We start from the raw sequence: 19395 nt of genomic DNA on the forward strand, positions 1-19395 counted from the left end.
TAACCCCTTGTTGAAGAGAATTAGTTTATATAAAAACGGCGCCTTTACGGCGCCGTTTTTAATATCACTCAACCCAACCAACATCACTGCAGCAGGGAGATATCCGCGACTTGCAGGAACAGGTTACGCAGGTTGTTCAGCAGTGCCAGACGGTTGGCCTTGAGGGCTTCGTCGTCGGCCATCACCATCACTTCGTTGAAGAAGGTGTCGACCGGCTCGCGCAGGGCGGCCAGACGGGTGAGGGCTGCCTGATAGTCACCGGCAGCGAACAGCGGGGCCAGTTCGGCTTGCAGTTCGGCAACCTGGGTGGCCAGCGCCTTCTCGGCGGCATCGACCAGCAGTTCCGGTTTGACGGCAGTCGGCAACTCGCCTTCGACCTTGGCCAGAATGTTGCTCACGCGCTTGTTGGCGGCAGCCAGTGCCAGTGCGGCATCCAGCGTGCGGAAGTGGCTGACGGCCTTGACGCGACGATCGAAGTCGAGCGGACGGGTCGGGCGGCGTGCCAGTACGGCCAGCACCACGTCGGCACCGATGCCTTCGTCCTGATAGGCGGCGCGGAAGCGGCCCAGCATAAAGTCGACCACGTCGGTGACGACGGTTTTGTTGGTCAGCTTGTCGCCGTAGACGCGTACCGCTTCTTCAACCAGTTCAACCAGATCCAGATCCAGCTGCTTCTCGGTCATGATACGCAGGGCACCGATGGCGGCGCGACGCAGGGCGAACGGGTCTTTGTCACCCTTCGGCAGCATGCCGATGCCGAAGATACCGGCCAGGGTGTCGAACTTGTCGGCCAGCGCAACGGCGCAGGCAACCAGACCGGACGGCAGGGCATCACCGGCAAAGCGCGGCATGTACTGCTCGTTGAGGGCCACGGCCACCGCTTCGTCTTCGCCATCGTGACGGGCGTAGTGCATCCCCATGACACCCTGGGTGTCGGTGAACTCGCCGACCATGTTGGTCATCAGGTCACACTTGGAGAGCAGACCGGCACGCTTGGCCTGAGCAACATCAGCGCCGATACGCTCGGCGATAAAGCCGGCGACGGTCTCGATACGCTCGACCTTGGCCTTGACGGTGCCCAGCTGTTGCTGGAACAGCACGGTTTCAAGGCGCGGCAGGCGGGAGGCCAGGGTCTGCTTGAGGTCGGTCTTGAAGAAGAACTCGGCGTCAGAGAGACGGGGGCGAACCACCTTCTCGTTGCCGCTGATGATCTGGCTCGGGTCTTTGGACTCGATGTTGGTGACGAAGATGAACTTCGGCAGCAGCTTGCCGTTCTTGTCGTAGACCGGGAAGTACTTCTGGTCACCCTTCATGGTGTGCACCAGCGCTTCAGCCGGCACGGCCAGGAACTTCTCTTCGAAGTTGGCGGTCAGCACCACCGGCCACTCGACCAGTGCGGTCACTTCTTCCAGCAGGGCGTCGTCCAGATCGGCTACGCCACCGAAGGCGGCAGCGGCCGCTTCGACGTCAGCCTTGATCTTGGCCTTGCGCGCCATAAAGTCGGCAATCACCATGCCGCGCTCCTGCAGGATCTGCGGGTACTGGCTGGCGTTGTCGATGGTGAACTCGCTCTCGCCCATAAAGCGGTGACCGCGGATGGTGCGGGCAGAGTCGATACCCAGAATGTGGGCAGGGACCAGATCCCCATCCAGCAGCAGGGTCACGGTGAAGACCGGACGCACGAACTGGATGGTCTTGTCGCCCCAGCGCATCATCTTCGGGATCGGCAGCTTGGCCAGCGCAGAGGCGACCAGTTCGCCCAGCAATTCTTTGGCCGGACGGCCTTCGACCTTGGCGGTGTGAACCAGCCACTCGCCCTTGTCGGTGACCAGACGCTCGGCCTGCTCAACGGTGATGCCATTGCCACGGGCCCAGCCTTCGGCAGCCTTGGTCGGCTTGCCTTCGGCATCGAACGCCTGCGCCACGGCAGGGCCGCGCTTCTCGACGCTCTTGCTCGGCTGTTCGCCAGCCAGCTCGCTTACCTTCAGCGCCAGACGGCGCGGTGAGGCAAACCACTCGACGTCGCCGAAGGCCAGATCGGCCTTGGTCAGTTCGGCTTTGAAGTTGTCGGCAAAGGCTTCGGCCAGGGAGCGCAGGGCTTTGGGCGGCAGCTCAGCAGTACCGATCTCTACCAGAAATGTATGTTGTGCCATGTCCGTTCCTTAACCTTGCTTGTTCTCACTGCGCTGACACATCGGGAAGCCCAGCGCTTCGCGGGAGGCGTAGTATGCCTCTGCCACGGCCTTGGTCAGGGTGCGAATGCGCAGGATGTAGCGCTGACGCTCGGTGACCGAGATGGCCTTGCGGGCATCCAGCAGGTTGAAGGAGTGAGCGGCTTTGAGGATGCGCTCGTAGGCAGGCAGCGGCAGCGGTTTTTCCAGTGCCAGCAGGTTCTGGGCTTCCTTTTCGTACTGCTCGAAGCAGTGGAACAGGAACTCCACATCGGCGTGTTCGAAGTTGTAGGTGGATTGCTCCACTTCGTTCTGGTGGAACACGTCGCCGTAGGTGGTCTTGCCCAGCGGGCCGTCAGACCAGACCAGATCGTAGACGCTGTCTACGCCCTGAATGTACATGGCCAGACGCTCGAGACCGTAGGTGATCTCGCCGGTGACCGGCTTGCACTCGAGGCCGCCAACCTGCTGGAAGTAGGTGAACTGGGTCACTTCCATGCCGTTCAGCCACACTTCCCAACCCAGACCCCAGGCACCCAGGGTCGGGTTTTCCCAGTTGTCTTCCACGAAGCGGATGTCATGGATTTCAGGATCCATGCCCAGCTCTTTCAGGGAGCCCAGATAGAGTTCCTGAATGTTGTCGGGGGAAGGCTTGATGATCACCTGGAACTGGTAGTAGTGCTGCAGGCGGTTCGGGTTTTCACCGTAGCGGCCGTCGGTCGGACGGCGGGACGGTTGCACGTAGGCGCAGGCGATGGGCTCCGGGCCCAGGGCACGCAGACAGGTCATGGGGTGGGAAGTACCGGCACCCACTTCCATATCCAGCGGCTGAATGATGGTACAGCCCTGGCGGGACCAATAGTCCTGCAGCTGCAGGATCAGGCCCTGAAAGGTTTTGACATCGAATTTTTGCATAATTTTTTTCGCGCGAAGTGAAAATCAGAGCAAGATTTGCTGAATGTGAACCGAGGGAGTATACCGTCTGGCATGGTCGGATAATAGGCGAAATTGCAGCGGATTCGCGGGATGGTGCTGCGCTCTGGCTGGTCGGGCGGGATGTCCGGTATATGATGTGAGCAGTGCCGCCTGCAGAGTGGGCAGGGTCGGGCAAACCGCTGAAATAACGAGGGAGAGGAAATGGAACTGCGCTGCGCCTGGGTGACCAAGGACCCGGAATACATTGAATACCATGACAAACAGTGGGGCAGGCCGGTCTATGACGCCCGCGAGCTGTTTGCCAAGCTCTGCCTCGACGGCCAGCAGGCGGGGCTGTCGTGGATCACCATCCTCAAGCGCACCGAGAGCTACTACCGCGCCTATGCCGACTTTGATCCGGTGCAGATTGCCCGGTTCGACGAGCAGGATGTAGAGCGGCTGATGCAGGACACCGGCATCATCCGCAACCGGCTCAAGGTGCAGTCGATCATCAGAAATGCCCGCGCCTATCTGGCGTTGCAGGAGCAGGGGATCGACTTCGCCGACTACCTGTGGGGCTTTGTTGGCGGTGCCCCCATCGTCAACCAGCGGCAGGGCAACGGCGATATTCCGGCCACCTCGCCGGAGTCGGATGCCATGTCGAAAGCGCTCAAGAAGCTCGGCTTCAACTTCGTCGGCAGCACCATCTGTTACGCCTTTATGCAGGCGGTGGGAATGGTGAACGATCATCTGGTCAGCTGTCCTTGCCACGCCGAGTGTCAGTTACCGCGCTGACAGCCCGCCGATTGCCCAAAAAAACATCACTCTCGCCATCTGTTCAGGCTTGCGTCAGACAATGGCGTGCCAGCGCGTTACAATCCGGCCCCCGGCATGGTGCCGGATTGTTTTCACAGAGGTTTTTTCATGCGAGCCAAGATCCTGGTGCCAGCTCTGGCACTGACCGTTGCCCTGAGCGGCTGTACCACCAACCCCTACACAGGTGAATCCCAGACCTCAAAAGGTGCCTGGGGCGCGCTGGCTGGCGCCGCTGCCGGTGCGGCCGTAGGTGCGCTCTCCTCCAGCAAGGGTGACCGCAAGAAGGGCATCCTGACCGGCGTTGCTGCTGGCGCGGCGCTGGGTGGCGGTATCGGCTACTACATGGACGTGCAGGAAGCCAAGCTGCGCGAGAAGCTGCAGGGCACCGGCGTCAGCGTGACCCGCAATGGCAATGAGCTGATCCTCAACATGCCGAACAACGTCACCTTCGACAGCTCCAGCTCCCAGCTGAAAGCGGCCGGTGCCAACACCCTCTCCGGCGTGGCCATGGTGGTTGCCGAGTTCGACAAGACCCGCCTGAACGTGGTCGGTCACACCGACAGTACAGGTTCCCGCGATCTGAACATGAAGCTCTCCCGCGATCGTGCCGATGCCGTTGCCGCCCAGCTGATTGGTCAGGGCGTAGCAGGTAGCCGCATCTCCACCACCGGCGTGGGCCCGGATCAGCCGGTTGCTACCAACAGCACCGCCGCTGGCAAAGCCCAGAACCGTCGCGTGACCATTACCCTGACCCCGACCGCCTAAGTCGTTCAGGTTTCGGTAACGAAAAGGCCCCGCCAGTGATGGCGGGGCCTTTCTATTGGAGCCGTTGCTGGCAATGGCCCCTTGTTGTTTGCTCCCTTCTCCCCTTGTGGGAGAAGGGGCGGGGATGAGGGGGATAAGCGCCTCTTAGACTGCCGCAGTCAGCTGTACTTCGACCTTGTAGCCTTCGTGGGCTAAGCGGGCTTGTACACAGGCGCGCACGGGGGCGGTGCCAGCCGGGATCCAGGCATCCCACTGCTCGTTGAAGGCGGCGATGTCCTGAATGTCTTTCAGATAGATATTGGCCATCAGGATCTTGTCGACGCCGGAGCCGTTGGCTTCCAGCAGGCGTTGCAGGCTCTCAAGTACTTCGCGGGTCTGCTGGTGGATGTCGGCCTCTTCGCTGACGGGCACTTCCACCACGTAGAGGGTGCCATTGTGGATGACCACGTCTGACCAACGCTGAGTGGTGCCGATTCGGGTAATGGTTGTCATGGAGTGCTCCGGTACGGGGGCTTATTGACCCTTGCGGATCAGATAGCGGTAGGGGGCCTGCTCTGTCTCGCTGGCGACCAGGGTGTGATCCATAAAGCGGCAGAAACTGGGGATGTCGCGGGTGGTTGAAGGATCGTCGGCACTGACCAGCAGGGTCTCGCCATCCGCCATCAGCCGCACTTTCTTGCGAACCATCATAACGGGTTCCGGGCAACGAAGCCCGATTGCGTCCAACTCATGAGTTGCGCCGCAGAATAAATCACTCATCTATTATCAACCTTCAACCTATTCGGCTGCCAATGATACTCAGGGCTAAAAAATAATCAAACAAACGACCCGTTAACCAGCATATGTAACCGAAATGTTATTGAACCCTATCCAGCTTGCGCCGGACGAGTAATATAAAAATTGAACCATATTCAACAAGGAGGTGAATATGCAGGTCTCCTACGGCAGATTACAAGCCTATGCAGGCATGGGGTTCTTGTCCTTCGCCATGATAGTGATGGGCAGCCCGATCGGGAATACCGGTACCTGGTTCGGCTCCATGGTGATGGTCGGGTTGGGGCTCTGGATCGAGCTCAGCGATTACTATGACGAGGATGAGGACGAGAACGATCAATCCTGAATCGGATGACGATTCAACAACAAAGGCGGAGCAATTCCGCCTTTGTCATTTCTGCCGTTTGGCAATGTGCCCGGATCAGCGGGTCGAGCGCATCGCCCGCTCCAGATGCAGCGCCGTCTGCTCCGGGTTGGCCTTGGGGTCGTTGAAGAAGTTGCTCAGCACATCGAGGATCGCCTGCCGCATATTGGTCGGCGTCGCCATCCCCTCCGCCATACTGGGCAGCAGGTTGTCCTGCTTTTCCGCCAGCAGGAAGTCCTGATAGGAGCGGACGGCGCAGCGGTCGAACTTGCTCATGTCGGGATTGGTCAGCGCCGGGATCGACCCCTTCACCCGATTGAACTCCTCCTGAAATTTTGGCGTCATCAGTAGCTGCGCCAGATCGCCCTGCGCCTGCAGCTGGGCCGGATCCCGCTGTTTGAACATGGCGATGGAGTCTAGGTTGTAGCTGAACAGTCCGGCGCTGCCCGGGCTCGGCAGGCAGGCGATATCCTCACCCGGCCGGTAGTTACCGGCACTCAGTTCACCCTTCACCCAGTCCCCCATCACCTGCATGGCGGCGCCACCGCTCTCCAGCAGATTGGTGGCCTGATGCCACTTCATACCGGCGTATTTTTGCGGCACATAGGCGCGCAGCTGCTGGAAACGGGTCAACACCCGCACCATGTCAGGGCCGGTCAGGGTGGCGCTGTCCTGCTCGAGGAACGCCTTGCGATAGAATTCTTTTCCGCCCTCACCGAGTGCCACCGTTTCAAACAGTACCGCCAGCTGCCAGGGCTCGTTGCCAATGGCGAGCGGGGTGATGCCCCGTTTTTTAAGCTGGTCGGAGACGGTGACAAACTGGGCCCAGTCGGTGGGCGGAGCCAGCTTGTTGCGCTCGAAGATTTTGCGGTTGAGCCACAGCCAGTTGACCCGGTGGATGCCGGTGGGCACCGCCATCAGGGCGCCATTCTGACTGAGGGTGGCGCGCACCATGGGCGGCATCTGACTGTACCAGCCGAGGTGCTCGGCCATAGGGGTGAGATCGCGCAAAAAGCCGAGTCCGGCCCACTCCTTGAGCTCGTAACCCTTGAGGTGGGCCGCTTCGGGCGGGTTGGCCGCCAGCGCCCGGCTCTTCAATACCGTCATGGCGCTCTTGCCGCCGCCGCCCTGTACCGCGAAGTCGTTCCATTGGTTGCCCTGTCGAGTCCACTCGGATTTGAGCACTTCGACCGCTTTCGCTTCGCCGCCGGACGTCCACCAGTGCAGCACTTCCACCTGGGAGGCGGCAACGGGAGCAGAGAGCAGGGCGATGACAGAAAAAGACAACCACTTCATAAGGTTACTGCCTTGGTAGGGAGAGCGTGGCCTGCAGGCCACCTTGCGGACGGTTTTCCAGCACCAGATCGCCGCCGTGGGCGTGGGCTATGTTGCGGGCGATGCCAAGGCCGAGGCCGGTGCCAGCCTGATCCGTGCTGAGCCGGTAATAGGGCTCGAAGATGCGCTCGAACTGGTCATCCGGCAGGCCGGGGCCCTCATCCATGATGAAGAGGATCAGCATCTCCTCGTCATCCATGATGATGATGCGTACCCGCTGGCCGTACTTGATGCCGTTGTCTACCAGATTGCCGATGCAGCGCTTGAGCGCCAGCAGCTTGCCGCGATAGGGCCACTTGCAGTGGCCTTCGATGGTCAGCCGCTCGTCGTGCAGGTTCATCGACTCCGCCATCTGCTCCAGCAGGGCGTTGATGTCGATCTCCTCGATATTCTCGTGAATGTCGGTCTCTTTAACCGTCTGCAGCGCCCCTTTCACCATCAGCTCCAGTTCGTCGAGATCCTTGTTGAACTTGGCGATTTGCACCTCGTCGTCGAGCAGTTCGACCCGCAGTCGCAGTCGGGTGATGGGGGTCTTGAGGTCGTGGGAGATGGAGCTGAACAGCCGTTCTCTATCATCGATATAACGGCGGATGCGGTGCTGCATGATGTTGAAGGCGCGGGTCGCCGCCACGATTTCCGACGCCCCTTCCTCTTTGAGCGAAGGTTGATCGATATCCTTGCCGAGATTCACCGCCGCCTTGGCGAGACGGCGCAGTGGCCGGGTCTGCCATCGCACCAGCATAAAGGTGAAGAAGCAGAGGAACACCGTCATCAGGGCGATGAAACGCACCTGGTTGCTCGGCATCACGGTATCGTCGAGGGTCATGTAGGGGGCGGGCAGCAGGGCCGCCAGATAGAGCCACTCCCCCTTTTCAATCTCGATCTGGGTCACCAGTACCGGTGGATTGAGCGGCTCCAGCGACAGGGTGTAGCGGGCCCAGGAGGAGGGGAGATCCGCCAGCAGGGTGTCGTTGTTGAAGACGTGGAGGTCATCGGGTCGGGAGAAGTCCACCTTGATCGCCATGGCGTCGGAGAGCTTGCGGGTCAGCACTCCCTGAACCTCCTCCAGCACCTGCGTCTTGCGTTCGCTGTCGGGGATGGCGTTGATGTGGATCTCTTCCTCGTTGAGCGAGACGAAGAAGCGGCTGCCCCCCATGTTGCGCAGCTGGTCCAGCGCGATATGGCGATACTGCAGCGGCAGGGATTTGAAGAAGTTGACGGTGGAAGCGGCAGACATGGCGAGGTTGCGGGTGGTGCTGAGCATCCCCTCCAGCTCCCGCTTCTGGATCTGCTGCATCCAGATGCCGGTCAGAATGGTCTGGGAGAGCAGGATGGCCAGCAACAACAGCAGGATCATCCGTGACAACAGGGAGCGGGGCACCAGCGCCCCCCAGGACCACTTGTTGCTCATGGCAGCTCGTGCACCTCGGCAATCAGCATGTAGCCGCTACCGCGGATGGTCTTGATGATGCGCGGGCTCTTGCCGTTGTCGCCCAGCTTCTGGCGCAGACGGCTGATCTGTACGTCGATGCCGCGTTCCATCGGCAGGCTTTCGCGGCCGCGGGTGGCATCCGAGATGGTGTCGCGATCCAGCACCACGCCGGGCTGTTGCAGGAACATGCCGAGCAGCATGGCATCGCTGCCGGAGAGATCCAGCAGGCTGCCATCGTCATGGGTCAGCTGGTGGCTCAGGGTATCGAGGGTCCACTCGGCAAAACGCAGGCGGCGGCTCGGCTCTTTCTCTTTTTCCGGCTGGCGGAATTCGGCGCGGCGCAGCAGTGCCTTGATGCGGGCCTGCAGTTCGCGGGGGCTGAACGGCTTGGCGATATAGTCGTCGGCGCCCAGTTCCAGACCGATCACCCGATCCGCTTCGTCGGAGGCGGCGGTCAGCATGATGATGGGCACCTGGGAGTCACGACGGATCTGCTGGCAGAGGGTAAAACCGTCCTCGCCGGGCATCATGATGTCCAGAATAATCAGGTCCGGGCTGTGCTGGGCGAGTTGCTGGCGCATCTCGTTGCCCTCCGCCGCCGTCAATACCTGAAAGCCCGCCCGGGTCAGGTACTCATTGAGCAGCTCGCGGATCTCTTGGTCGTCATCGACGATCAGCAGTTGTTTGCTCATTGACATATGTATGTGCATCCACCCATTTTTTTGTGCAGATTGAACCTGTCGGGGGAGTAAAAAGCAAGCAAGCCCCCTATCTAATGTGAGGTTTAAGGCAATAACAGCCTATTGATAAGATTAAAATGAAAAAAGGCCGACCCAAACGGGACGGCCAACAGACAGCTTCTGACCACTGACGAGCACCCCGTGTGGCGATCGTCACAGACTTGAAAGGGGGCCAGTCAGACTGGCCCCGAAAAGGGACAACTCTCAGTAGTGCATCCCGTCGATCCGGCTGGTGATCACACCCGTTCAAACACGGTGGCGATGCCCTGACCCAGACCGATACACATGGTGGCAACCCCCAGGGTGGCGTCCTTCTCCTCCATCAGATTGATGAGGGTGGTGGAGATGCGCGCACCGGAGCAGCCGAGCGGGTGACCCAGCGCAATGGCGCCGCCGTTCAGGTTCACCTTCTCGTCCACCTGATCCTGCAGACCCAAATCTTTCACGCAGGGCAAGGACTGGGCGGCAAACGCCTCGTTCAGCTCGAACAGGTCGATGTCACCGATGGTCAGACCGGCCCGTTTGAGCGCCTTCTGGGTCGCCGGAACCGGGCCGTAACCCATGATGGCTGCGTCGCAGCCGGCGATGGCCATGGCACGAACCTTGGCGCGCGGCGTGAGGCCGAGGGCCTTGGCACGATCCGCGCTCATCACCAGCATGGCGGCGGCGCCATCGGACAGGGCCGAGGAGCTGCCGGCGGTGACGGTGCCGTTGACCGGGTCAAACACCGGGCGCAGCTGGCTCAGGGTTTCGACCGTGGTCTCCGGGCGGATCACCTCGTCATAGTCGTAGAAGAAGCGGGCGCCGCTGGCGTCATGGCCTTCCAGCCCGACGATCTCCTTGGCAAAACGTCCTTCCACGGTTGCCGCGTGGGCACGGCGGTGGGAGCGGGCGGCAAACTCGTCCTGCTGCTGACGGCTGATGCCGTGCAGCTTGCCGAGCATCTCGGCAGTCAATCCCATCATGCCGGAGGCTTTCGCCACCGATTTGGCCATGCCGGGGTGGAAGTCGACGCCGTGGCTCATCGGTACGTGACCCATGTGCTCGACGCCGCCGATGATGAAGATATCCCCATCACCTACCTGAATGGCGCGGGAGGCGTCATGCAGCGCCTGCATACTGGAGCCGCACAGACGGTTGACGGTGACCGCCCCCACCTGCTTCGGAATACCGGCCAGCAGCGCGGCGTTGCGGGCGATGTTGAAGCCCTGCTCCAGGGTCTGCTGCACGCAGCCCCAGTAGATATCCTCGATCTCGTTCGGGTCGAGGTTGGGGTTGCGCAGCAGGATGGATTTCATCAGGTGCGCGGACAGATCTTCTGCACGCACGTTGCGGAAGGCGCCGCCCTTGGACCGGCCCATCGGGGTCCGGATACAGTCGACAATGACTACGTCTTTCATGAATGGATCTCCTTTCCGCAATCAGTAGAAGGTTTTGCCCTGGGCAGCCATCTCGCGCAGCTTGTCGCTGACGCGGTAGAGCGGGCCCAAATCGGCATACTGGTCGGCCATGGCCACGTAGCGATCCAGACCAATGGTGTCCAGATAGCGGAACACGCCGCCGCGGAAGGGAGGGAAGCCCAGACCGTAGACCAGCGCGATGTCGGCTTCGGCTGGCGTGGCGACAATGCCCTCTTCCAGACAGAGCACCACCTCGTTGATCATCGGGATCATCATGCGAGCGATGATGGCTTCCTTGTCGAAATCCTGTTTCGGCTTGGCGATGGGGGCCAGCAGCTCGTAAGCAGCGGCGTCGGCCACCTTCTTCGGTTTGCCCTTCTTGTCCTGCTCGTAGGCGTAGAAGCCCTTGCCGTTCTTCTGACCGAAGCGATTCACTTCGTACATCACGTCGATGGCGGTGCGACCTTCCTTGCTCATGCGTGCCGGGAAGCCCTGCGCCATCACATCACCGGCATGGTGACCGGTGTCGATGCCGACCACGTCCAGCAGATAGGCGGGGCCCATGGGCCAGCCAAACTCCTTCTCCATCACCTTGTCGACGGCCGCGAAGTCAGCACCATCGGCGACCAGCTTGTTGAAGCCGAAGAAGTAGGGGAACAGCACCCGGTTGACGAAGAAGCCCGGGCAATCGTTGACCACCACAGGGGACTTGCCCATGGCGGCGGCATAGGCCACCACGCGGTTGATGGTTTCATCGGAGGTTTGCTCGCCGCGGATGATCTCCACCAGTGGCATACGGTGCACCGGGTTGAAGAAGTGCATACCGCAGAAGTTCTGCGGGCGCTTCAGCCCCTTGGCCAGCAGGGAGATGGGAATGGTGGAGGTGTTGCTGGCGAGCACGGCGTCTTCGCCGATGATCCCTTCCACTTCGCCCAGTACGGCGGCTTTCACTTTCGGGTTCTCGACCACGGCTTCGACAACGACGTCCACATGCTTGACGTTGTCATAGCTGAGGGTCGGAGTGATGGCAGAGAGTACCTGACCCATCTTGATGCCGTCGATGCGACCCTTTTCGAGCTGGCCGTTGAGCAGCTTGGTGGCTTCACCCATGCCAAGTGCCAGCGCCTTCTCGTTGATATCCTTCATCACCGCCGGAATGCCCTTGCTGGCAGACTGGTAGGCGATGCCGCCACCCATGATGCCGGCACCCAGTACGGCGGCGTGGCCAGTGGCCTTGCTTGCCTGCTTGGCCGCCTTCTTGGCCAGCGCCTTGATGTGTTGATCGTTCAGGAAGATGCCGACCAGCGCCTTGGCGACATCGGTTTTGGCCAGCTTGATAAAGCCCTGTGCCTCAACGACCAGCGCTTCGTCACGGCCCATGCCAGCAGCGGCTTCGACGGTTTTCACCGCCGTCATCGGCGCCGGATAGTGTTTACCCGCCACGGCGGCAACCATGCCGGCGGCGGTGGTGAAGCTCATCATGGCTTCCAGTTTGGAGAGGCGCAGCGGCGCTTTCTTGGCGGCGCGACGGTCTTGCCAGTCCAGCTTGCCCGCGATGGCGTCCTTGATCATCTGCAGCGCAGCGTTCTGCAGTGCGTCCGGGGCGACCACGGCATCGATGGCACCCACCTTGAGGGCGTCATCGGCACGGTAATCCTTGCCGGTGGTGATCCACTCGAGCGCGTTGTCGGCGCCGATCACTCGCGGCAGACGGACTGTGCCGCCAAAGCCCGGCATGATACCGAGTTTGGTCTCGGGCAGGCCAACCTTGGCAGTGGTGTCGGCAAGACGAAAATCGGTGGAGAGAATGGTCTCGCAGCCGCCGCCCAGGGCGTGGCCCTTGATGGCGGAGAGGGTCGGTACCGGCAGATCTTCGATGGCATTGAAGATGTCGTTGGCCTTTTTCAGCCAGCCGAGCAGATCTTCTTGCGGCAGATCGAACAGTTCCAGGAATTCGGTAATGTCGGCACCGACGATAAAGGCGTCTTTGCCGGAGGTGAGGATCAGACCTTTTAGTTCACGTTCTTGTTGTAATGCGGCGATCGCTTCGCTCAGGGAGAGCAGGGTAGCGCGATCCAGCTTGTTGACTGAACCCGGGGCATCAAACCTCAGCTCGGCGATGCCGTTTTCGAGGTAGCTGACCGACAGGGTTTCGCCTTGGTAGATCATGAGAGTGTCTCCTTGTTCCCACTCAGTGGGGAGTGGTGCTCCTTTATCCCCAGCAGGGGGCGAGGCTCACTATTGATCCAAAAGGAGACATTTTCAACACCTATTTAAAACATTTGTTTAACAGTTCTCGAGTAAAAGCTCCTCATCACAAAACGGGCAAAAGAGAGGCGCCTTGCGGCGCCTCGGATGGATGTGAGTTTGTTATCAACTGGCCAGTTCTGGCCGGTTGCGATACTGGTTCAGCACCTCGGGATCGGCGAGGGCGTGGGTATTGTTGACCGGCCGGTTGTGTACCACTTCGCGCACCGCCAGTTCGACGATCTTGCCGGACTTGGTGCGGGGGATGGCATCCACCTGCAGGATGCGGGCGGGCACGTGGCGGGCGGTGCAGTGTTGCTTTATCTGCTGGCGGATCCGCTCGCGCAGCGGCTCGTCCAGCTTGCAGCCCGCCTTGAGCTTGACGAACAGCACCACCCGCTCGTCCTGCTGCCACTGCTGGCCGATGACGATGCTCTCTTCCACTTCGTCGAGCTGTTCGACGTAGCGATAGATCTCGCTGGTGCCGATGCGCACGCCCCCTGGATTGAGTGTGGCGTCGGAGCGGCCGTAGAATAGAATACCGCCGGTCGGGGTCAGCTCGATCCAGTCGCCGTGGCACCAGATGTTGTCGAACCGCTCGAAGTAGGCTGAGTGGTACTTGTCGCCATTCTCGTCGCCCCAGAAGTAGATGGGCTGGGCCGGGAACGGCTTGGTGCAGACCAGCTCGCCCTTCTCCCCCTGCACCGGCTGGCCCGCTTCGTTGAATACCTGCACCGCGAGACCGAGGCCGCGCCCCTGACTCTCGCCGCGATAGACCGGGCTGAGCGGGTTGCCGATGACGAAGCAGGAGCAGATATCGGTGCCGCCTGAGATGGAGCTGAGCTGCACATTCTGCTTTATCTGCTGATAGACGTAGTCGAATCCTTCCGGCGACAGCACAGAGCCGGTGCTGCAGATCAGCCGCAAGTGCGGCAAATCGTGGCTGTTGATGGGGGCATAACCCTGTTTGTGCAGCGCGTCGAGATACTTGGCCGAGGTGCCGAACAGAGCGACCTGCTCGTCGCGGGCCAGATCCCACAGCACGTTGCCATCCGGGTAAAATGGCGAGCCGTCATAGAGCACCAGGGTGGCGCCGGAGGCGAGGGCGCTCACCAGCCAGTTCCACATCATCCAGCCGCAGGTGGTGAAGTAGAAGATCCGCTCCCCCGGTTTGATGTCGCAGTGCAGCTGGTGCTCTTTCAGGTGTTGCAGCAGGGTGCCACCAATCCCGTGCACGATGCACTTGGGTTTGCCGGTGGTGCCGGAAGAGTAGAGGATGTAGAGCGGGTCATTGAAAGCCATCGGCTCGAACTGGAGGCTGGCGTCCGGCTGGCTCGCCAGCAGTTGCTGCCAGTCGTGGCCAAGCTGCAGCGGGTTGCCGAGCAGGGGGATCATCACCGTTTGCTCTATGCTGCCGATCTGGCTCACCACGCTGGCGACCTTCTGTTGAATGTCGATAGCTTTGCCGTTGTAGCGATAGCCATCCACCGCAAACAGCACTCGTGGTCGGGTCTGGCCGAAGCGCTCCACCACGCTGGCTTCACCGAAGTCGGGGCTGGTGGAGGTCCAGATCGCCCCAATGCTGGTGGTTGCCAGCATGGCAACCACGGTTTCCGGAATATTGGGCAGGTAGGCGGCGACCACATCGCCACGACCAATCCCCTGATTGCGCAGCCACTGAGCCAGCCGGGCAACCTGATCACTCAGTTCACCCCAGCTCAGAGTACGGCTTGGACCCCCTTCGATGCGGGATATGATGGCCGGGCTCTCGTCCTGACGGCGCAGCAGGTTTTCGGCGAAGTTGAGGCAGCTATCGGGGAACCAGCGAGTGCGCTGCATATCCTGACGGTTCTCCGCCACTATGTTGCCGAGCTCGCCCTTGACGCCACAGTGCTGCCATACCAGTGGCCAGAAACGGGTAGTCTTCTCCACCGACCATTGGTAAAGCTGCGGGTAATTCTGCAACTGCAAGCCGTGGAAACGGTTCACCTCCGCCATAAAGCGGTAGAGGTTGGATTGCTGCATCCCGAGCGGATCCGGTTGCCACAGGCAGAGGTTGTCCATGAGTAATCCCTGACTTCATGTATCTACCGGCAGTGTATTGAATTGTTTTTGATTTGTTAATGATTGGTTTTCTGTTGATAACAAACACGTTTGTAACGTATGCGTTACCTCACGAAGCGGCAGCTTGACGGGTCGAGCCGCCAAGCTCTTGATGTTATGCTGCAATTACATTCACCTCGGAGCAGGACGCCATGAGCAGCTACAGCCAACTTTTTGCCCAGCACCTCGATACCTTGCAGCAGCGCACCCGCGACATTCTGCAACAACAGGGGCTCAGCGGACTGGCCATCCACTCCGGCCAGACCCACCGCATTTTCCTCGATGATCAGGATTACCCGTTCAAGGTAAACCCGCACTTCAAGGCCTGGTTGCCGGTGCTGGACAATCCCCACTGCTGGCTGCTGGTGGACGGGGTGAACAAACCGGTGCTGCTGTTCTATCGCCCGGTGGATTTCTGGCACAAGGTGGCGGATCTGCCCAATGCTTTCTGGGTCGAGTTCTTCGATATCCGTTTCCTGACCCGGCCGGAACAGGTGGCTGATCACCTGCCAGCCAACAAACAGGAGTGGGCCTATCTTGGTGGCCATCTGGAAGTAGCCGAGCTGCTTGGTCTGACCCAGCCCAATCCCGAGGCGGTGCTTAACTACCTGCACTATCACCGCGCCTACAAGACCCCCTACGAGCTGGAGTGCCTGCGTGAGGCGAACCGGATCGGGGTGCGCGGGCATATCGCCGCCAAGGACTCCTTTATGGCGGGGGCGAGCGAGTTCGAGATCAATCTGGCCTACATGAAAGCGGTCGGGCAGGGAGCCAATGAGGCGCCCTACGGCAATATCGTCGCCATCAACCGCAATGCGGCCATCCTTCACTACACTCATTTGTCTGCCGTGCGGGTGCCGGATGCGGAGCGCCACTCCTTCCTGATCGATGCCGGCGTCGATTTCCACGGTTATGCCTCCGACATCACCCGTACCTGGGCGTGGCGGCGTGGCGAGTTTGCCGATCTGATTGCAGCCCTCGACGAGCAGCAGCAGGAGATCATCAAGGAGATCAAACCGGGTCGCCGCTACAGCGAGCTGCATCTGCAGATGCACCACAAGCTGGCGCGCCTGCTGCAAGCGACCGAGCTGGTGGACATGTCGGTTGACGAGATGATCCACACCGGGGTGACCAACGTCTTCTTCCCTCACGGCCTCGGCCACTTCCTCGGTCTGCAGGTACACGATGCGGGTGGTTTCATGCAGGATGAGCGCGGCACCCATCTGGCGGCGCCCGAGCTGTTCCCCTATCTGCGCTGCACCCGGGTGATGGAGGTGGATCAGGTGCTCACCATCGAGCCGGGACTCTACTTCATCGACAGCCTGCTGGAGCCGCTGCGTCAGGGCGAACAGGGCAAACGGGTCAACTGGAACAAGGTCGAGGCACTGCGGCCGTTTGGCGGCATCCGCATCGAAGATAACATTGTGCTGCACGCCAACGGGGTGGAGAACATGACGAGACAAGCAGGGCTCTGATGGCGGCTGCGTACTCCATTCCGGCTGCTTCATTGGAGCTCAGCGAAGAGATCAAGAAGAGCCGCTTCATTACCCTGATCGCCCACACCCCGACCGTCGAGGTGGCCAAGCGCTGGGTCAACGAGATCAAGCGCCAACATCCGACCGCTCGCCACCACTGCTGGGCTTTTGTAGCGGGCGCACCGCAAGATAGCCAGGTCTATGGCTTCAGCGATGATGGCGAACCGTCCGGTACGGCGGGCAAGCCGATCCTGGCCCAGTTGATGGGCTCGGGGCTCGGTGAAATCTGCGCCGTGGTGGTGCGTCACTACGGCGGCATCCAGCTTGGCACTGGTGGACTGGTCAAAGCTTATGGGGGCGGCGTGGGGGCTGCTCTCAAGCAGCTGCCAACCCTGCTCAAGGTGCCGCGTACTCCTTCCTCCATTCATTGCGACTATGGCGACATGGGCGTGGTCGAGTCACTGATAAGCAGTCACAACGGCGAGCTGCTGGCAGCCGATTACGGCCAGCAGGTCACCCTGCAGGTGGCGTGGGAGTCTGAAGTATGGGAGAGGGTTGACCGCGAATTGACCGATCGGACTCATGGGCGGGTATCCCTCCGTCCCTTAGATGGCTAGAATCCATCGCTCTTTACTTGGGGAAAGGGAGCTGTAATGCACATCCTGAGCATTATTCGCATTGTTGGCTTGCTGGTTGCGCTGTTCAGCTCGACCATGCTGTTGCCTGCGTTGGTGGCTTTTGGCTATCGGGATGGTGGTGGTGCCGAGTTCGTCAGCTCTTTTCTGATCGCCTTGCTGCTCGGCGTGGTGCTCTGGTTTCCCAACCGCTATCACAAGAAGGAGATGCGCTCGAAGGAGGGTTTCCTCATCGTGGTGTTGTTCTGGGTGGTGCTGGGCAGTGTCGGTGCGGTTCCTTTCATCATCAGCGATGTACCTGGCATGTCAGTTTCGGAAGCCTTCTTCGAGTCGTTTTCCGGTCTGACCACCACGGGGGCTACGGTGTTGACCGGGTTGGATGATCTGCCCAAGGCATTCCTGTTCTACCGCCAGTTGTTGCAGTGGCTGGGAGGGATGGGGATCATCGTGCTGGCGGTAGCCGTATTACCGTTGCTTGGGATCGGGGGGATGCAGCTCTATCGCGCCGAGATCCCCGGGCCTGTCAAGGATACCAAGGTGACGCCGCGCATCGCCGAAACCGCCAAGGCACTCTGGTTCATCTATCTGTTGCTGACCTCGCTCTGCACCCTGGCTTACTGGATGGCGGGCATGACCTTGTTCGATGCCATCTGCCACTCCTTTTCCACCCTCTCCATCGGTGGTTTTTCTACCCACGATGCCAGCATAGGTTTCTTCAACAGCCCGGTTATCAACCTGATTACCGTGTTGTTCCTGTTGATCGGCAGTATCAACTTCGGCCTTCACTTCATGGTCTTCGCCCACAGGCCGGTACGGTTGTTCAGTTATCTGAGAGATCCTGAGGTGAAGGTGTTTCTCGGCATTCAGTTGTTCCTATTTCTGTTCTGTGCTGCAGTATTACTGCAACACAATCATTACGAACACTGGCAAGAGACCCTCAATCACGCTCTGTTCCAGTCAGTTTCGCTGGGTACGACAACTGGTTATAGCACCGCCAGCTATGCAGACTGGCCCTCTTTCCTGCCCATCATGCTGATGTTCTCCTCCTTTATCGGCTGCTGTGCCGGCAGTACCGGCGGTGGTATCAAGGTGATGCGCTTCATGATTCTCTTTATGCAGGGGATGCGGGAACTGAAACGGTTGGTACATCCAAGGGCCGTCTACACCCTGAAGCTGGGACGCAAGGCGGTGCCGGAACGGGTGGTTGAAGCGGTCTGGGGATTCTTCGCAACCTACATCATCCTCTTTGTGCTCTTTATGCTGGCGTTGATCGCGACGGGTATGAATGAGGTAACCGCCTTCTCGGCAGTGGCGGCAACTTTGACCAACGTTGGGCCTGGACTGGGAGATGTGGCTGCCAATTTCTCCGGTACCAGCGCACCGGCAAAGTGGATTCTGGTGTTGGCCATGCTGTTTGGCCGATTGGAAATCTTCACGCTTCTGGTACTGTTTACTCCTGCATTCTGGCGTAGTTGAGGTAGTTATGGACAAGATTCTGGTGCTTTATTCCTCTCGGGATGGCCAAACCCGCAAAATAGTCGATGTCATGCTGGAGCAGATGCCGGGATGCGAAGTGGTGATGCACGACCTGCACACCTTGCCGATGTGCAACCTCAGCAAGTATGCCAAGGTCTTGATCGGCGCCTCCATTCGTTATGGCAACTTCCATCCCAGCCTGTTCAGCTTTATTCATGCCCATCAGGAGCAGCTGGAGGTGGCCAATGCGGCCTTCTTCTGTGTCAACCTGACGGCCCGCAAGCCAGAGAAGCAGACGCCGCAAACCAATGCCTATATGAAGAAGTTCCTGCGCCTCTCGCCCTGGAAGCCGAAAACTCTGGGTGTGTTTGCCGGAGCGTTGCAGTACTCCCGCTACAACTGGTGGCAGACTCGCATCATCCAGCTGATCATGAAGATTACCGGTGGCAGTACCGACACCAGCAAGGACATAGAGTTTACCGATTGGGAAAAGGTGCGCAGCTTTGCACGCGAATTCTGGTCAAAAAGGTAGCAGTGTGATGTGAATTCAGGGCTTTTTGCCCGAAACAGCCCCGCCGACGCGGGGCTTTTGTTTAATAAAGCAACGGTTGAACCGGAAAACTGTAAAAAGTGCCATTTTTTGCATTTTCCCTCTTGTCATCCCGGCGCGGCTCCCTATAATGCGCCCCTACCAGCACGGCGGAACACGCCGAACTGATGAGCCAGCTTCCTAGCGAAGTGGGCGCC

General features: G+C 60.0%; 17 protein-coding genes. 7 read left to right on the top strand and 10 right to left on the bottom strand.

The annotated features are described in order from the left end of the window. Positions 1 to 83 precede the first annotated feature (83 nt). Positions 84 to 2153 (bottom strand): glycine--tRNA ligase subunit beta, encoded by a 2070-nt coding sequence (gene glyS, locus G5367_RS18945; RefSeq protein WP_320656949.1) that lies wholly within the window; start codon positions 2151 to 2153, stop codon positions 84 to 86. A gap of 9 nt (positions 2154 to 2162) precedes the next feature. After that, positions 2163 to 3086, bottom strand: coding sequence for a glycine--tRNA ligase subunit alpha (glyQ, locus tag G5367_RS18950; RefSeq protein WP_005339464.1), 924 nt, complete (start codon positions 3084 to 3086; stop codon positions 2163 to 2165). A gap of 222 nt (positions 3087 to 3308) precedes the next feature. Between glyQ and G5367_RS18955 the strand changes: the two genes are divergently transcribed. Continuing rightward, the gene (locus tag G5367_RS18955) at positions 3309 to 3881 is read left to right on the top strand and encodes a DNA-3-methyladenine glycosylase I (protein ID WP_107683489.1); all 573 of its coding nucleotides are present in this window, start codon (positions 3309 to 3311) and stop codon (positions 3879 to 3881) included. Positions 3882 to 4010: 129 nt separating this feature from the next. Further along, a complete protein-coding gene (locus G5367_RS18960; protein WP_005339468.1) occupies positions 4011 to 4667 on the top strand; it encodes an OmpA family lipoprotein in 657 nt (218 codons plus the stop codon). 144 nt (positions 4668 to 4811) lie between these two features. Here the strand turns inward: G5367_RS18960 and G5367_RS18965 are convergent, their stop codons facing one another. Further along, a complete protein-coding gene (locus tag G5367_RS18965) occupies positions 4812 to 5159 on the bottom strand; it encodes a RidA family protein (protein ID WP_019446300.1) in 348 nt (115 codons plus the stop codon). 21 nt (positions 5160 to 5180) lie between these two features. Further along, positions 5181 to 5426, bottom strand: coding sequence for a sulfurtransferase TusA (gene tusA, locus G5367_RS18970; protein ID WP_005339470.1), 246 nt, complete (start codon positions 5424 to 5426; stop codon positions 5181 to 5183). A gap of 169 nt (positions 5427 to 5595) precedes the next feature. On the opposite strand from tusA, the gene G5367_RS18975 reads away from it, so the two are divergent. Beyond that, the gene (locus tag G5367_RS18975; protein ID WP_005339471.1) at positions 5596 to 5787 is read left to right on the top strand and encodes a hypothetical protein; all 192 of its coding nucleotides are present in this window, start codon (positions 5596 to 5598) and stop codon (positions 5785 to 5787) included. A gap of 75 nt (positions 5788 to 5862) precedes the next feature. On the opposite strand, the gene G5367_RS18980 is transcribed toward G5367_RS18975, so the two are convergent. The 6 genes from G5367_RS18980 to G5367_RS19005 all read right to left on the bottom strand — a co-directional run bounded on the left by G5367_RS18980 (position 5863) and on the right by G5367_RS19005 (position 15023). Then, positions 5863 to 7101, bottom strand: a complete 1239-nt coding sequence (locus G5367_RS18980; RefSeq protein WP_421223296.1) for an ABC transporter substrate-binding protein — start codon at positions 7099 to 7101, stop codon at positions 5863 to 5865. 4 nt (positions 7102 to 7105) lie between these two features. Then, a complete protein-coding gene (locus G5367_RS18985; protein WP_005339474.1) occupies positions 7106 to 8551 on the bottom strand; it encodes an ATP-binding protein in 1446 nt (481 codons plus the stop codon). Continuing rightward, positions 8548 to 9270: a response regulator gene (locus G5367_RS18990; RefSeq protein WP_005339475.1), complete on the bottom strand. Its 723-nt coding sequence runs from the start codon at positions 9268 to 9270 to the stop codon at positions 8548 to 8550. The genes G5367_RS18985 and G5367_RS18990 overlap by 4 nt, the downstream gene beginning before the upstream one ends. A 278-nt stretch (positions 9271 to 9548) precedes the next feature. Further along, positions 9549 to 10712, bottom strand: coding sequence for an acetyl-CoA C-acyltransferase FadA (gene fadA, locus G5367_RS18995; protein WP_019446297.1), 1164 nt, complete (start codon positions 10710 to 10712; stop codon positions 9549 to 9551). Between the two features lie 21 nt (positions 10713 to 10733). Next, positions 10734 to 12881, bottom strand: coding sequence for a fatty acid oxidation complex subunit alpha FadB (fadB, locus tag G5367_RS19000; RefSeq protein WP_421294862.1), 2148 nt, complete (start codon positions 12879 to 12881; stop codon positions 10734 to 10736). Positions 12882 to 13085: 204 nt separating this feature from the next. Then, positions 13086 to 15023 (bottom strand): acetoacetate--CoA ligase, encoded by a 1938-nt coding sequence (locus G5367_RS19005; RefSeq protein ID WP_421244947.1) that lies wholly within the window; start codon positions 15021 to 15023, stop codon positions 13086 to 13088. Between the two features lie 191 nt (positions 15024 to 15214). Between G5367_RS19005 and pepQ the strand changes: the two genes are divergently transcribed. From pepQ to hemG, 4 genes are read left to right on the top strand one after another with little or no spacing between them, the layout of a single operon-like run. Next, positions 15215 to 16537: a Xaa-Pro dipeptidase gene (pepQ, locus tag G5367_RS19010; protein ID WP_421244946.1), complete on the top strand. Its 1323-nt coding sequence runs from the start codon at positions 15215 to 15217 to the stop codon at positions 16535 to 16537. After that, a complete protein-coding gene (locus tag G5367_RS19015) occupies positions 16537 to 17154 on the top strand; it encodes a YigZ family protein (protein WP_421244945.1) in 618 nt (205 codons plus the stop codon). The genes pepQ and G5367_RS19015 overlap by 1 nt, the downstream gene beginning before the upstream one ends. A gap of 36 nt (positions 17155 to 17190) precedes the next feature. Beyond that, positions 17191 to 18648 carry a TrkH family potassium uptake protein gene (locus tag G5367_RS19020; RefSeq protein ID WP_216979840.1) on the top strand — a complete coding sequence of 486 codons (1458 nt, stop codon included), beginning with the start codon at positions 17191 to 17193 and terminating at the stop codon, positions 18646 to 18648. A 7-nt stretch (positions 18649 to 18655) separates the two neighbouring features. Further along, a complete protein-coding gene (gene hemG, locus G5367_RS19025) occupies positions 18656 to 19180 on the top strand; it encodes a menaquinone-dependent protoporphyrinogen IX dehydrogenase (RefSeq protein WP_005339483.1) in 525 nt (174 codons plus the stop codon). Positions 19181 to 19395 lie beyond the last annotated feature (215 nt).

Source organism: Aeromonas sp. 604282, assembly GCF_049170575.1.
Classification (GTDB): Bacteria; Pseudomonadota; Gammaproteobacteria; order Enterobacterales; family Aeromonadaceae; genus Aeromonas; species Aeromonas veronii_A.